Annotated in this window: 7 protein-coding genes, 3 rRNA genes and 1 other RNA gene; 1 reads left to right on the plus strand and 10 read right to left on the minus strand. The window is 56.1% G+C overall.

Features of this window, described 5'->3' with window-relative positions; genetic code table 11:
• Positions 1 to 238: 238 nt before the first annotated feature.
• The 9 genes from rrf to WM42_RS02995 all read right to left on the minus strand — a co-directional run bounded on the left by rrf (position 239) and on the right by WM42_RS02995 (position 13,188).
• A 5S ribosomal RNA gene (gene rrf / locus WM42_RS02955) occupies positions 239 to 356 on the minus strand.
• Between the two features lie 107 nt (positions 357 to 463).
• Positions 464 to 3,526: ribosomal RNA gene (locus tag WM42_RS02960) — 23S ribosomal RNA — on the minus strand.
• Between the two features lie 412 nt (positions 3,527 to 3,938).
• Positions 3,939 to 5,455, minus strand: a 16S ribosomal RNA gene (locus WM42_RS02965).
• The 16S, 23S and 5S rRNA genes sit together here, the layout of an rRNA operon.
• Positions 5,456 to 6,095: 640 nt before the next feature.
• A complete protein-coding gene (locus tag WM42_RS02970; RefSeq protein WP_062035632.1) occupies positions 6,096 to 6,851 on the minus strand; it encodes an iron ABC transporter ATP-binding protein in 756 nt (251 codons plus the stop codon).
• A complete protein-coding gene (locus WM42_RS02975; RefSeq protein WP_062035633.1) occupies positions 6,848 to 7,891 on the minus strand; it encodes an iron chelate uptake ABC transporter family permease subunit in 1,044 nt (347 codons plus the stop codon). Before WM42_RS02975 ends, WM42_RS02970 begins: the two co-directional genes overlap by 4 nt.
• A complete protein-coding gene (locus tag WM42_RS02980) occupies positions 7,881 to 8,885 on the minus strand; it encodes an ABC transporter permease (protein ID WP_062035634.1) in 1,005 nt (334 codons plus the stop codon). Before WM42_RS02980 ends, WM42_RS02975 begins: the two co-directional genes overlap by 11 nt.
• Positions 8,886 to 8,954: 69 nt before the next feature.
• Entirely contained in the window at positions 8,955 to 9,968 is a 1,014-nt protein-coding gene (locus tag WM42_RS02985) for a siderophore ABC transporter substrate-binding protein (RefSeq protein ID WP_062035635.1), read from the minus strand.
• Between the two features lie 183 nt (positions 9,969 to 10,151).
• Positions 10,152 to 11,537, minus strand: coding sequence for a M20 family metallopeptidase (locus tag WM42_RS02990; RefSeq protein WP_062035636.1), 1,386 nt, complete (start codon positions 11,535 to 11,537; stop codon positions 10,152 to 10,154).
• A gap of 1 nt (position 11,538) precedes the next feature.
• A complete protein-coding gene (locus WM42_RS02995) occupies positions 11,539 to 13,188 on the minus strand; it encodes an AbgT family transporter (protein ID WP_062035637.1) in 1,650 nt (549 codons plus the stop codon).
• A gap of 215 nt (positions 13,189 to 13,403) precedes the next feature.
• Between WM42_RS02995 and WM42_RS03000 the strand changes: the two genes are divergently transcribed.
• Entirely contained in the window at positions 13,404 to 14,741 is a 1,338-nt protein-coding gene (locus tag WM42_RS03000) for a M20/M25/M40 family metallo-hydrolase (protein ID WP_062035638.1), read from the plus strand.
• 227 nt (positions 14,742 to 14,968) lie between these two features.
• Here WM42_RS03000 and ssrA read toward each other — a convergent pair.
• Positions 14,969 to 15,347: a transfer-messenger RNA gene (ssrA, locus tag WM42_RS03005) on the minus strand.
• Between the last annotated feature and the right edge of the window lie 72 nt (positions 15,348 to 15,419).

A 15,419-nucleotide genomic window follows, 5' to 3' on the forward strand; every position in this document is an offset into this window, starting at 1 on the left:
ATATGGTGAACAAAGCTGCATTCGGACCATCGAAGCTGCCGAAACCGGGCGTTGTGGGCTGGTTGGGTGGTTCGAATGCAGGTTGGCCAACGATAAGGCGAAGGGGAACGTCGTGCCGATAGCCGTTGGCTGGCTGGTGTTGGTTCAATAGTAGAAAACGAAAAAGAAGGAAGGGAAGCAACCGTAGTGGTTGCTTGCCTTCCTTCTTTGTGTATTGAGTTATGTGTTTATTGTTTTATGTCGGCGGTAACTTACTCTCCCACAACCTCCCGGTTGCAGTACCATCAGCGCGGGCAGGCTTAGCTTCCGGGTTCGGAATGGGTCCGGGCGTTTCCCTGCCGCTATTAACCACCGACAAACTTTCGGGGCTGTGTTGCCCTTTTAAGTGTTGTGTCAGATACTGCATAGTGGACGCGTGCATGACGTAATCATCTTTTTTGTTTGTTTGTGTGTTGCACGTTGTGTGTGTTTGTTTTGGTCTATTAGTACCAGTAGACTTCACATCTTGCGATGCTTCCATGTCTGGCCTATCAACCCCATAGTCTTTAGGGGACCTCGAATGAAACCTCATCTTAAAACAGGCTTCCCGCTTAGATGCTTTCAGCGGTTATCCCTTCCGTACGTAGCCAACCAGCGATGCCCCTGGCGGAACAACTGGCACACTAGAGGTACGTCCGTCCCGGTCCTCTCGTACTAGGGACAGCCTTCTTCAAGTTTCAACGCGCGCGGCGGATAGAGACCGAACTGTCTCACGACGTTCTGAACCCAGCTCGCGTGCCGCTTTAATGGGCGAACAGCCCAACCCTTGGGACCTACTCCAGCCCCAGGATGCGACGAGCCGACATCGAGGTGCCAAACCATCCCGTCGATATGGACTCTTGGGGAAGATCAGCCTGTTATCCCCGGGGTACCTTTTATCCGTTGAGCGACACCACATCCACAAGTAGGTGCCGGATCACTAGTCCCGACTTTCGTCCCTGTTCGAGCTGTCACTCTCACAGTCAAGCTCCCTTGTGCACTTACACTCACCACCTGATTGCCAACCAGGCTGAGGGAACCTTTGGGCGCCTCCGTTACATTTTGGGAGGCAACCGCCCCAGTTAAACTACCCACCAGGCACTGTCCCCAACCCAGATCATGGGCCAAGGTTAAGGTATCCAATCCGATCAGAGTGGTATTTCAACAACGACTCCACCACCACTGGCGTGATAGCTTCACAGTCTCCCACCTATCCTACACAAACCGAACCGAACACCAATACCAAGCTATAGTGAAGGTCCCGGGGTCTTTTCGTCCTGCCGCGCGTAACGAGCATCTTTACTCGTAGTGCAATTTCACCGGGCCTGTGGTTGAGACAGCAGGGGAGTCGTTACGCCATTCGTGCAGGTCGGAACTTACCCGACAAGGAATTTCGCTACCTTAGGATGGTTATAGTTACCACCGCCGTTTACTGGGGCTTAAATTCTCAGCTTCGCCCATCAAAGATGGGCTAACCGGTCCTCTTAACCTTCCAGCACCGGGCAGGCGTCAGTCCATATACATCAACTTAACGTCTTCGCATGGACCTGTGTTTTTGATAAACAGTCGCTCCCCTCTATTCTCTGCGACCCCACAACGCTTATCACCGCAAGAGTGTTAACGCCATGTGGTCCCCCTTCTCCCGAAGTTACGGGGGCATTTTGCCGAGTTCCTTAACCACAGTTCACCCGAACGCCTTAGTATTTTCAACCTGACTACCTGTGTCGGTTTGGGGTACGGGCCGAGTATATACATCGCTAGAGGCTTTTCTCGACAGCACGGGATCACCAACTTCACCAATTAAGGCTACGCATCACGTCTCACCTAAAAGAATGCGGATTTACCTACACCCTAAGCTACACGCTTACACCAACAATCCAGTAAGTGGCATGGCTACCCCACTGTGTCACCCCATCGCTTGAACCACACATCAGGCCCCACGACGCACACCAACCAACAACACAAAGTGTCATCAAAAGGTGCTTGTGGTGGTTAGTATCAGTGCTTTATCAGGGGCGCATATACTCGGGTACCAGAATATCAACTGGTTATCCATCGACTACGCCTGTCGGCCTCGCCTTAGGTCCCGACTCACCCTGGGAAGACGAACTTGACCCAGGAACCCTTAGTCATCCGGCGGGAAGGATTCTCACCTTCCAATTCGTTACTCATGCCTGCATTCTCACTCGCACACACTCCACGCCTCCTTACGGTAACGCTTCAACACGTGCACGACGCTCCCCTACCCAATAAAATATTATTGCCGCGGCTTCGGCGGTGTGCTTGAGCCCCACTACATTGTCGGCGCAGAACCACTCGACCAGTGAGCTATTACGCACTCTTTCAAGGATGGCTGCTTCTAAGCCAACCTCCTGGCTGTCTTCGCGATCCCACATCCTTTTCCACTTAGCACACCCTTAGGGGCCTTAACCGGCGATCTGGGCTGTTTCCCTCTCGACTATGAAGCTTATCCCCCACAGTCTCACTGCCGCACAACACATTAATGGCATTCGGAGTTTGGCTGACATTGCTAAGATTGTAGTCCCGCTCAACCAACCAGTAGCTCTACCTCCACCAAGCTAATGCGACGCTGCACCTAAATGCATTTCGGGGAGAACCAGCTATCACGGAGTTTGATTGGCCTTTCACCCCTACCCACAGCTCATCCCCGCAGTTTTCAACCTACGTGGGTTCGCGCCTCCACAGCATCTTACTGCTGCTTCACACTGGCCATGGGTAGATCACCCCGCTTCGGGTCCAGGACATGCCACTTGCCACCCCATTGGGATTCGGTTTCCCTACGGCTACCCCACACGGGTTAACCTCGCGACATGCCGCTGACTCGCAGGCTCATTCTTCAAAAGGCACGCCATCACACACAAAAGGTGCTCTGACGGATTGTAAGCACATGGTTTCAGGAACTATTTCACTCCCCTCCCGGGGTACTTTTCACCATTCCCTCACGGTACTATCCACTATCGGTCACACTGAGTATTTAGGCTTACCGGGTGGTCCCGGCAGATTCACAGCAGATTCCACGAGCCCGCTGCTACTCGGGCAACTTGACAACCCCATCATCAATGTCTTCAGCTACAGGACTATCACCCTCTACGGCAGGCGTTTCCACACCACTTCACCTAACATCAACAACAAGACGCAACGATGGTAGTCGCTGCACATCAAGGCCCACAACACCGCACACACAACCCCTACCAAGTATCACATGCACACGGTTTAGCCTCATCCACGTTCGTTCGCCACTACTAGCAGAATCATTATTATTTTCTTCTCCTACGGGTACTGAGATGTTTCACTTCCCCGCGTTGCCCCCACAACAGCTATGAATTCACTGAAGGGTAACACTCCATAACAAGTGCCAGGTTTCCCCATTCGGACATCCTCGGATCAACGCTTAATTGACAACTCCCCGAGGCTTAACGCAGCCTTTCACGTCCTTCATCGGCTCAGCATGCCAAGGCATCCACCATGCGCCCTAAATAACGAACACACAACCAACACAACAACAAGAAACAAAGCAAACAGCCCATTCCTTAACTATCGTGCTGGCGTGAACTACACAAAACACAAAAGAATAAAGAAATTACACACCCAAACAACACTGCCTTAAAAAGCACCATCATTTGGGGATGCTCGCGTCCACTATACAGTTCTCACACAACACCCCAACCACCAACAACAAACCATGATTGCGTCAGCAACTAGGCAACACCAGGACAATAATGCCCCAGACACCCAACAATGCACCACGTACCTAAAAACTATTCCCACACTGTGTAATAAACGATTAACTGCTCTTGTTTAAGGTGTGTCTCCACCCGATTAAAAAATACCGTTGGCAGCACAACACATGTGCACTCAACCAACACACCCACAACTGTGGGCAAAATAATGCTCCTTAGAAAGGAGGTGATCCAGCCGCACCTTCCGGTACGGCTACCTTGTTACGACTTCGTCCCAATCGCCGATCCCACCTTCGACAGCTCCCTAACGAGTTTGAGCCACTGGCTTCGGGTGTTACCAACTTTCATGACGTGACGGGCGGTGTGTACAAGGCCCGGGAACGTATTCACCGCAGCGTTGCTGATCTGCGATTACTAGCGACTCCGACTTCATGGGGTCGAGTTGCAGACCCCAATCCGAACTAAGGCCGGCTTTCAGCGATTCGCTCCACCTCACAGTGTCGCTGCGCGTTGTACCGACCATTGTAGCATGTGTGAAGCCCTGGACATAAGGGGCATGATGATTTGACGTCGTCCCCACCTTCCTCCGAGTTGACCCCGGCAGTCTCTCATGAGTCCCCAACCAAATGCTGGCAACATAAGACAAGGGTTGCGCTCGTTGCGGGACTTAACCCAACATCTCACGACACGAGCTGACGACAACCATGCACCACCTGTATAACGACCACAAAGGGAAACTACATCTCTGCAGCGATCCGCTATATGTCAAGCCCAGGTAAGGTTCTTCGCGTTGCATCGAATTAATCCACATGCTCCGCCGCTTGTGCGGGCCCCCGTCAATTCCTTTGAGTTTTAGCCTTGCGGCCGTACTCCCCAGGCGGGGCGCTTAATGCGTTAGCTACGGCACAGAAGACGTGGAAGCCCCCTACACCTAGCGCCCACCGTTTACGGCATGGACTACCAGGGTATCTAATCCTGTTCGCTACCCATGCTTTCGCTCCTCAGCGTCAGTTACTGCCCAGAGACCTGCCTTCGCCATCGGTGTTCCTCCTGATATCTGCGCATTTCACCGCTACACCAGGAATTCCAGTCTCCCCTACAGCACTCAAGTCAGCCCGTATCGCCTGCACGCCCGGAGTTAAGCCCCGGAATTTCACAGACGACGCGACAAACCACCTACGAGCTCTTTACGCCCAGTAATTCCGGACAACGCTCGCACCCTACGTATTACCGCGGCTGCTGGCACGTAGTTAGCCGGTGCTTCTTATACAGGTACCGTCACAAAAGCTTCGTCCCTGTCGAAAGGAGTTTACAACCCGAAGGCCTTCATCCCCCACGCGGCGTCGCTGCATCAGGCTTCCGCCCATTGTGCAATATTCCCCACTGCTGCCTCCCGTAGGAGTCTGGGCCGTATCTCAGTCCCAATGTGGCCGTCCACCCTCTCAGGCCGGCTACCCGTCGACGCCTTGGTAGGCCATTACCCCACCAACAAGCTGATAGGCCGCGAGCTCATCTTGCACCGAAAAAACTTTCCACAACTGACACTAAACAGCTGTCCTATCCGGTATTAGACCCAGTTTCCCAAGCTTATCCCGAAGTGCAAGGCAGATCACCCACGTGTTACTCACCCGTTCGCCACTCGAGTACCCCAGCAAGCTGAGGCCTTTCCGTTCGACTTGCATGTGTTAAGCACGCCGCCAGCGTTCGTCCTGAGCCAGGATCAAACTCTCCACAAAAAAATTTCAGCACAAAGCCAAAAAATCAGGCCGTGAAAAGCCCAAACCTAACAAACAGACAAACCAACCAAGAACCAACAACGTCAATTCTCAATAAGGCTGGCAAATCCAAAAAATTACTATACAAAGAAAAATCACAACCACCCCCAACCCGACGGGGCAAAAATAAAGGGGGCAGTCAAACCACAAAAATGCAGCCAACATGACTTAAAAATGCATACCAAACAAACTTAATTATTTACAATCGCGCCCACAAGGCCCGATCCGGCACACACCACACCAGCCAAACATCCAGAATGACCAGCACAATCACAATCAACCACACAATGCAGAAAAAAGTACATTGGCACACTATTGAGTTCTCAGACATCATCACGACAACGACAACCAGAAGCCTTCCATCCAGCTCCTCGCTCTCGAAGCGACTCGGAATAACTTACTCACTTCTTTGATTAGTGTCAAATCCGTGAAGAAGAATTCATCCGAACCACAACTTGTTAACCTTGCGGCCACCTCGTTGCGACTTGAAATAATTTAGCGCGCACTAGTGTTAGTACACAAATCGCCAGGTAAATCCACCATTTCGGAGACAAACCTGGCGTATTAGGCAACGTCCAGAGGGGGCGACGTCGTCAAGCAGTTAGTGATAGCACGCCAACAGACCGTCGGGGCCGTCGATAACCGTGATGGGCGTATTGAAGATTGGGGTCAGCACCTCGTCGCGCATGACCTCCTCCGGATTACCGAAGGCCACCACTTCCCCATTCTTCACCGCACAGATGTGATCGGCGTAGCGAGCAGCGAAGTTGATGTCATGCAAGACGATGATGATCGTGCGCCCAAAGTTCTGCGCGGCCTCCTTGAGGTGCTTCATCATTTCCACGGAGTGCGCGATATCAAGGTTGTTGAGAGGCTCGTCCAGCAAAACGTAATCAGTCTCCTGACACAGGACCATCGCCACATACGCGCGCTGACGCTGGCCGCCCGAGAGCTGATCCAGGTAGCGGTCCTCCAAATCGCTGAGGTGAAGGAAGTCAATGTACTTGGAGATGATCTCCTCGTCCTCAGCCGTCAGGCGGCCATGCGAGTACGGGAAGCGGCCAAACCCCACGAGCTGACGCACCGTCAGCTTCGTGATGAAGTGGTTCTCCTGCCGTAGGATGGACAAAATCTTGGCCAAGTCCTGGGACTTGGTAGAGGTGATGTCCAATCCAGCGACCTCAATGGTGCCTTCGTCGATATCGAGCAAACGCCCCACCATCGTCAGCAGCGTGGACTTGCCGGCACCGTTGGGCCCCACAAGCGCGGTGATACCGCCGGCCGGAATGTCGAGGGACACTGGGCCAATGTTCGTCTCGTGGGAATAGGTCTTCGCAACGTTATTGAGTGTGATCACAGTCTGCCCTTTCGCAAAATGACGATGAGGAATACCGAGCCGCCGACGAGCTCAATGATGATGGATACAACGCCCTGCGCGTAGAAGACGTGCTGCATCAGGAAGTACGCACCCGTGAGCACAGCAAAGGCGGTGGCGATGGCCATGGGGAACAAGTATCGGTGGTCGTAGGTTTCCGCGAACTGGTAGGCCAAGGTTGCCACCAAGAATCCGAGGAAGGTCATGGGACCTACGAGCGAGGTGGTGGTGGCCATGAGAACTGATACCAGGATCAGAGTAAAGATTGCGTTGAACTTGTGATTCACGCCGAGGTTGGTGGCTGCCTCGTGACCAAGCGAGAGCACGTTGAGGCGGCGGGAATTAAAGAAAAGCAACGCCGTCGCCGCAATCACCAGTGGAATTGCGATGGGATAATACTCAGTCTCAGCATTGTTGACCGAGCCAAACAGTCGCGCCGTCAGCACGTCAAACTCGCTGGGTGTCAGCATGCGCTGCATCAGAGTGGACAGCGATCCAAGTCCGCCACCAATGACCACGCCGACCAATAGCATCGCATGCATGTTGTTGCTGCGGTTTGTCAGCAGCCACGAGTACAGGATGAGCGAGAGCACAATCATCACTGCCATCTGGAACAGGAAGGTGCCCATGTTGCGGGCTTCCGTGAGGCCCGTGGCACCTAGGAAAAAGATGGTCGCAGCATTAATCGCCGCGTAGAGCGATTCAAAGCCCATGATGGACGGGGTCAGGATGCGGTTATTGGTGACCGTATGAAAGGCCACGGTCGCAACGGCTTGACACACAGCCACGATAGCCATGGCGGTCACGGCGTCGGCACGGCGTTGCGCGATGAGCCACCACTTACGCGTTCCGAAGTCCATGGGGTTGTCATACGCCAGCAGGCCAAACGCGAAGAGTGCGCCCGCCACGATGAGCGCCACCAAGATGAGCCAGTACTTGCGCGCTGCTTTGGCCGACTGGAAGGAGCCCACATAGCGCTGCTTGGCGACGTCGCCTGTGCGCTGCTCTGTCTTAACGCTCACGGGTGGACCTCACAATCAGGAATACGAAGACCGCCGCGCCGACCACGCCCAGGATGACGGATACGGGCAGCTCAAACGGCGAAATGACGGTTCGGCCGAGGAGGTCACACAATGTCACCGTGGCAATACCGAGCAGGCATACCCAAGGAAGGTTTGAACGCAGGTCATCGCCGCGGAACATGCTCACCACATTGGGAACGATAAGCCCCAAGAAAGGCAGGGAGCCCACGACCACGGTGACCACGCCAGTGGCCACAGCGATGAGCCCGGTGCCGATGAGGATCATTCGGTTGTAATTCAGGCCCACGTTGGTGGCGATTTCTTCGCCCAAGCCTGCGACCGTGAGTTTGTCCGCGTAGAAGAACACCGCGAGCAGCACCAACAACACGATCCACAGCACCTCGTACTGGCCCTCGTACACGGAGGTGAACGAGCCCATGAACCAGATCCCCAGCTGCTGCAGTTTGTCGGTGGTCAGAGCCACGAAAGAGGACACCGCGCTGACGACGGCACCCAGCATGATGCCGATGATCGGCACGATGAGCGAGGAGCGCAACGTGACTCGGCGCAAGAAAGCGAAAAAGACCATCGTGCCGATGAAAGAGAACACAACAGAAATGACCATGCGGCCAAGCACCGACGAGTGCGGGAGCACGATCATCGAAAAGAGAAGGCCGAGGCCTGCCCATTCCGTGGTACCCGTTGTCGTGGGTTCAACGAAGCGATTCTGGGTGAGCAGCTGCATCACCAAACCACTCATCGCCATCGCCGCGCCCGCGAGCACCAGGGCGATGGTGCGCGGAATGCGCGTGGTCATAAACATGTCGCGGCCGTCGTCGTGATCAAGGATCGAATACTCCCCCACCATGAGCGAAAGGAAGAGCAACGCCGCTACAGCCACGACGCCGAGCAACAGCTTCCAAGTAAAAAGCTTGCCGCGGGAACGGCGCGCGGGTGGTGCTTCTTGAACCGCGGTTTTCTCTGCTGAAGTCAAAATTTATCTCTTTCACACCAAAAACCGGAAAGCCTTTCGGCGTTCCGGTTTCGGTTCTATTTGTGCAGGTTAGGACTGCTTCTCAAAGGCGTCAGCCAGAGCGTTGAGGATCTCAGTGTAGGTAATGATGCTCTCGTTGACGTAGGTATCAGCCGGGGCAACGTAGACGTTGCCTTCCTTGACTGCGGTCACGTTCTTCAGCGCAGCATTCTCGTTAACGAGTTTGTCGCCTGGAACGTGTTCTTCGCCTTCCTTGCTGACGGCTGCGTCGCGGTCCATGACGAGGATCCAGTCCGGGTTGGACTCAGCGATTGCCTCGACGGAGATGTCGTCGCCCTCGTGGTCATCGGTTCCTTCCGGAACCTCAAGAGCCGGGGTCATACCGATGAGGTCGAAAACCGGGCCATAGGTGCGGCCGATCTTCGGCGCGATGTAGCCGATCTCGCCACCGGAAGTGTTTACTGCCATGACCTTCTTGGAAGGATCATAAGCTTCCTTGGCGCGCTTTGCGGCTGCGTCGAAGTCCTCGATGAGCTTGGCTGCGTCCTCTTCGTGTCCGAAGGTCTGGCCCAGTGCCTCGGTGTGGCGCTTGAGTTCTTCGAAGAAGTCCTTGTCATCGCGCGGCTCAAAGTCGAGCACTGGGACATCTTCCACCAGCTTTTCGATGTCTTCCTGGTGTTGCTCGAAGCGCTGTCCATTCCAGACCACATCCGGTTCCGCAGCGACGAGAGATTCCAGATCCGGCTCGCGGTGGGAACCGAGGTCAGCTGCGACGGTGTCCTTGTTGTAGACATCGCGCACGGTGGAAGGAACCAGCTTCAGCGGTGCGGCGGCAATCTTGACATCCCAGTCAGCAAGAATCTCGAAAGCGCGGTTGTCCGTAACGGCCGGGGCAGAAACCGGGGCAGCAATCTTCTTCTCACCGAAGTTGTCCTCGAGAGTGATCTCCGTGGTCTCGGAGGAGGACGCTGCGGAGGTGTCAGAAGAACCGGAGGTGGACTCTTCTGCAGAAGAGCAAGCGGTCAGAGCCATCGACAGGGCTGCGACGGACGCGACGAGAGAACGACGAATCTTGGCGGTCATGATGTCCTTTTCGAAAGGTTTTCAAATACTCGCCTAACCTAACTGATGTAAGCCTTACCTTTCAAGCAGCTTTTGTTAGGTAAGCCTACAAATGCAATAAAATATAGGTTGAACTGCGCAAAGAGGCGGTTACCCCCACCCCTTGCACAGTGCAAGAAAACCTACTCGGCTCCTACTCGGCGCTTAGTCCGCGGCCGATTCTGCCAAGAGATCCGCCACCGAAACAGCGCCCTGTTCGGCAAACTCCGCATTCGCTGCCGCGCGCATTTTCGTGTCCGCCAAGTAGTCAATCGCTACTTGGGCCAAGCCTGCTGCGGAGTCCACTGCGGCGTCGACAGCCGCATCCGTTGCGGCCCAGCGAGCGAAGTCCTCGGTATGCAGGGCAACGTCGGACGGAGAGACCTTGACCATCGGGTGAATGCCCGGCACAAGGTGCGAGACGTTACCGAAGTCCGTGGACGCGGCAAGGGTCTCCGGCACGGTTCCCGTGGGAAGCGCCGTCCTTCCGCGCAGCGTTTGCGTGCGTGTCCACCGCTCCACCAGCGCCTCGTTGTTGCGCACCGGCAGCGTCATCGGGTGCTCGTCCCATTCGACATCGACCTGGACGCCGGCCATTAGCGCAGCCCCCTCAACGATTTCGTTAACGCGTTGGGACAAATCCATGAGGGTCTGGTTACCCAAGGAACGCACATAGATGTGCATCGAGGCTTCACGCGGAATCACCGAAGGTCGCGCTCCCCCGCCCATGATGGCGTGGACACGATCGCTCGGAGGCATCTGCTGACGCATCAGGCCAATGCCCTGGTAGGCCAAGGATGCTGCGTCGAGGGCGTTGCGCCCCATGAAAGGTTGCGAACTCGCGTGCGCCGCCACGCCGCGAAAGTACACGTTGACGCTGCGGCGCCCGACCCACGCGTGCGAGCCAATGTCATAGCCAAAGCCGTGGATCATCATCGCTGCATCCACGGAGTCAAGGCTGCCGCCACGGATCATGTACTCCTTGCCCGAATGCCCCTCCTCGGCCGGGGTGCCCTGCAGCAGCAAGCGCCCCTCGACGCCGCCGTTCTTACACAGCGCCTCGACCGCGGACAGGAATCCGCCCACGCCCGCGGCAGCGATGACGTTGTGACCACAGCCGTGCCCGATACCGGGCAGCGCGTCATACTCGGCCATGATTGCCACGGTGGGATGAGATGACGCATCGAAGTTCGGGCTCCTCCACTCCGCCTCGAAAGCGGTTTCCACCCCGTAAACACCGCGTCGGACGGGGAAACCGCGTTGCTCCACGACGTCGGCAAGCATGCCCATCGAGCGGTGCTCCTCGAAGGCCGTCTCTGGGTGAGCATGCAAATCCTGCACGATGTGGGCGGCAAGCTCGCGGTTGGCGTCAGCGCTTTCCGACGCCGCCTTCCACAGCACGTCCTGCCCCGCATAAGCCTCAGCCAGGGATGCTTGTGCTCCCGCGTTGGCTGCTTGGGCGGCCGCCACGCGCTGCGCAATGAGCTGCTCCGTGGCCTCCAAATATGCCGTTGATGGATTGTTTCTTGCGTGATTGTCGCTATCGCACACGTTATCCCTCGATGAAAATGTTGTTGCCCGGACCCAGCGGTAGGTCTGCGTAGAACCAGATGGCCAGCAGGATTGCCCACGCGGTGAAGAACGGAACCACGTATGGCATCAGGCGCGACATCAGGGTGCCCAGGCCTGCCTTCGGCTCGTAGCGCTGCAGGAATCCTAGCATCACGATCATGTACGGGTTCAGCGGAGTGATGATTTGAGTTGCAGAGTCACCCACACGGAAAGCGCTCTGAATGAAGGCCGGCTCGTAGCCCAGCAGTGCGAACATCGGAACGAACACTGCCGCCATCAGGGTCCACATCGAAGAACCGGAGATGATGAGCAGGTTCAGGCACGAGGCCAGGACGATGAACGCGAAGACCGCGCCGAAGCCGGTGAGACCGATGGATTCCAGGAATGCCGCGCCCTTGACCGCGGTAAAAGTACCGATGCCGGTCCACGCAAACAGCGCCACGAACTGGCCCAAGATGAAGGCCAGGATGAGGAAGCTCAACATGTCTTTCAGCGAGCCAATCATCATGTCGACGACGTCCTTGATGCCGTTGACGGTGCCCACGGCCTTGCCGTAGACCACACCGAGCACGAGGAAGTACAGGAAGACGATGAAAACGATGGAGCTCATCAGCGGAGACTTCGGCAGGAAGCCGCCGGTCTCGTTACGCCACGGGGATTCTGGCAGAAGAATGGCGAACAACAGTGCCGCGGTAACGATGACGGTGGCAACTACAGACCACACCAGGCCTTTGCTTTCAGTCGGGGAAAGCTCTGCGGAGAGCTCCTCGCCGTTTTCGTCGCGGTCGCCGCGGTGTGCGGCCTCTTCCGGATCGATGTCCTCTTCGGTAGGCACTTCCTGTTTCCACATGCGCGGCTCGATGACGCGGTCAGTGATGTAACCGGCCAAGACACCGAGAACGATGGAAGATGCCACGTTGAAGAAGTAGTTGGACATTGCGTTCACGTCAGAGAACTCCATGCCCGGCAGGGTCTCCATAACCGCGGTGGTAATACCTGCGAACAGCGCATCCAAGGAGGTTGGGACCAGTGCGGTGGAGTAGCCAGCGCCAACGGCAGCGAAGCCACCGATGAGGCCTGCGACAGGGTGGCGACCGGCTGCCTTGAACACCATCGCCGCCAGTGGCGGAACGATAACGAAGGCAGCGTCAGCCATGACCGATGCGGTCACGCCAATGACGCCGACTGCGTAAGGCAAAACCCATGGCTTCGCAGAGCCGAAGAGCTTGCGAATGAGGGCGGAGAGCATTCCGGAGCGCTCGGCCACGCCGACTGCCAGCATGATGGGCAGCACCGTAACCAACGGCGGGAAGTTGATGTAATTCTCGCCCATCGTGGTGGTAAACCACGACATGCCCTCGCCGGTGAACAAGCCCTTGACGGGCTGGATTTCATCAGATCCAGGCACCTGCACCTTGATGTCCATCCACGCCATGATGGAAGAAGCAACGCCGGTAATGAGGAACAGGATCAGGAAGATAGTGAACGGCTCTGGCAGCTTGTTGCCTACGTACTCGACGCCGTTAAGAAACTTGTCGAGCCAACCGTTACTGGCTGGTTGAGTCTTCGCATCCTTTGCAGGACTTGCGCTCCCCTGCGGCTCACTCGTGGTCTCTTTTGTGATGGCCATGGTGGTTCTCCTCGTGTTTTAAGGGGATTGGTCTTTTATTTGTGGTCATCTTGCCCATTTTCCAAGGGGTTATCCCCACAACACTTTCTGGACAATGTAGCTTACATTACACATAACAGTGATGCACATCTCAAGTTTTTATTTATCGGTTAGTATATTGAAATCTTGGAACGTGGGACACTCAACGACAAAACCAGAAAGGCGGCTTCCTCAGAATGGGTTTATTCAACGACACTCTTGAACTCTTGCAGGGATTAATTCGCAATCGTTGCATCAACGACGGCACCCCCGGAAGTGGCCACGAGTACCGCAACGCGAACCTGTTGGAAGAGTTCTTCGAGGGCTCGGGAGCGCAGGTGGAGCGCTTCGAGCCAGAACCCGGCCGCGTGTCGATCGCGTTTACAGTACCCGGCAGCAACCCCACAGCGGAACCGCTGACGATGCTCGGCCACATTGACGTAGTCCCCGTTGACGAGGACAAATGGACTCACGATCCCTTCGGTGCCGAGGTGGTAGACGGCGTTTTGTACGGCCGCGGGGTATTCGACATGCTCTTCATCACGGCGTCGCAAGCCGCAGCCACGCGCGAAACAGCCCGGCGCGCGCAGGCAGGCAACCCGCCAAAGGGAACAGTGACCTTCGTGGGACTCGCCGACGAAGAATCCGGCGGGAGGTTGGGCGCGCGCTGGATTTCTGAGAACCGACCCGACGCATTCTCTTGGAAGAACTGCCTCTCCGAGACTGGCGGCTCGCATCTGCCGGTGCGTGATGGCAGCGATGCTCTGGTTATCAACGTCGGTGAGAAAGGCATTTTCCAGCGTCGCCTCCATGCCACGGGGGATACGGGGCACGGCTCCCTTCCCTATGGAAAGTCTTCATCCATCCTCACACTGGCGGAGGCCGCCCGGCGCGTGGGCGCGTTGGCAATGCCGCCCGCCTATGACCACGTGTGGTCCTGGTTCGTGGAGGCGTTCCACTTCGATCCGGATACCACCGCCGCGCTTGTCGACGGATCCGCAGGGGACGCTACTTACGAGACTTTCGGTGAGCTAGCGGCGTTCGCACACTCATTTAGTCACACCAACATCGCTTTCACGGGGATTCATGGCGGTAGCGCCATCAACGTCATTCCCTCGAAGACTTATCTCAACCTCGACGTCCGGGCGCATCCGACGGATACCGCGGATTCTGTCGACGCCGCCCTCATTGCGGCGCTGGGGGACATGGCGGATGAGATAAGGATCGAGCATCTCAACAATGAGACCCCCTCGGCATCGCCTGCAGAAGGTCCGCTCTGGGATGCGATGGCTGCGACATTTGGCGAGTTCTTCCCAGAGGCATCAGTTGTGCCCGTCTATGCCTCGGGCGGCTCAGATCTGCGATTCGCCCGCCGCATGGGTGGTGTGGGCTATGGTTTCGCCCTGCATGCTCGCGCACGGGACTTAGCTAGCGCCAACAACGAGCTACATTCACATGACGAATGCCTCCACCTGGAAGACCTAGATCTTACGGTGAAGGCATACGATGCACTGGTTCAGCGCTTTTGTGGTTAAGAAACAGTGCGCCAGCGCCTGAATTTTCGGGCGGCGACAGTCGAACCTGCGCTGAGATTGGCCACAAGGTTTACCCCGGCGATCCGGAATACAGTCCCGACCGCGATAGCAACGGTGATGACGTAGGATGCGAGTCCCAGCCGGGCTAGACGTACCTATGATCCGGGTTAAGTAGCAAATACAGAACGAAGAAAGCCCCAGCTAAACATCGTTTAGCTAGGGCTTTGCGGTGGAGCCGCCGGGAATTGAACCCGGGTCCTTCGTCACCTCGCCAGGGCTTCTCCGTGCGCAGTTTGCACAGGATCTCTACTCGGCCCTCCGGCACGGGCAAACACGTTCCGGATGATGGGCCCAGTTGCTCTAGAAGTCCCCTTCTGGCCGAACAACAAACCAGAAAGGCAAGTTCCTTAGTCGATGCCAGGAACCAGGTCAGGAACTAAACCTGGGCTGACAGACACGCGTCGCTGAAATTAGGCAGCGAGGGCGTAGTCACGCTGAGAGTTCTTCTCTGCGTTTATTGGTTGCTGCGACGCTTACGGTGGTCTCCAGCCTGCACCGGCACGCTTCCCCTGGCTCAATGTACGAAGTCGAAACCAAGTCGACCCCATTAACCTACAGAGCGGGTATGTGCAATTCTCTGCGGTTTGATCAACGCTACTCCAACACCGGCTTAAGGCT

The sequence above is a fragment of the Corynebacterium simulans genome (assembly GCF_001586215.1).
GTDB lineage: Bacteria > Actinomycetota > Actinomycetes > Mycobacteriales > Mycobacteriaceae > Corynebacterium > Corynebacterium simulans.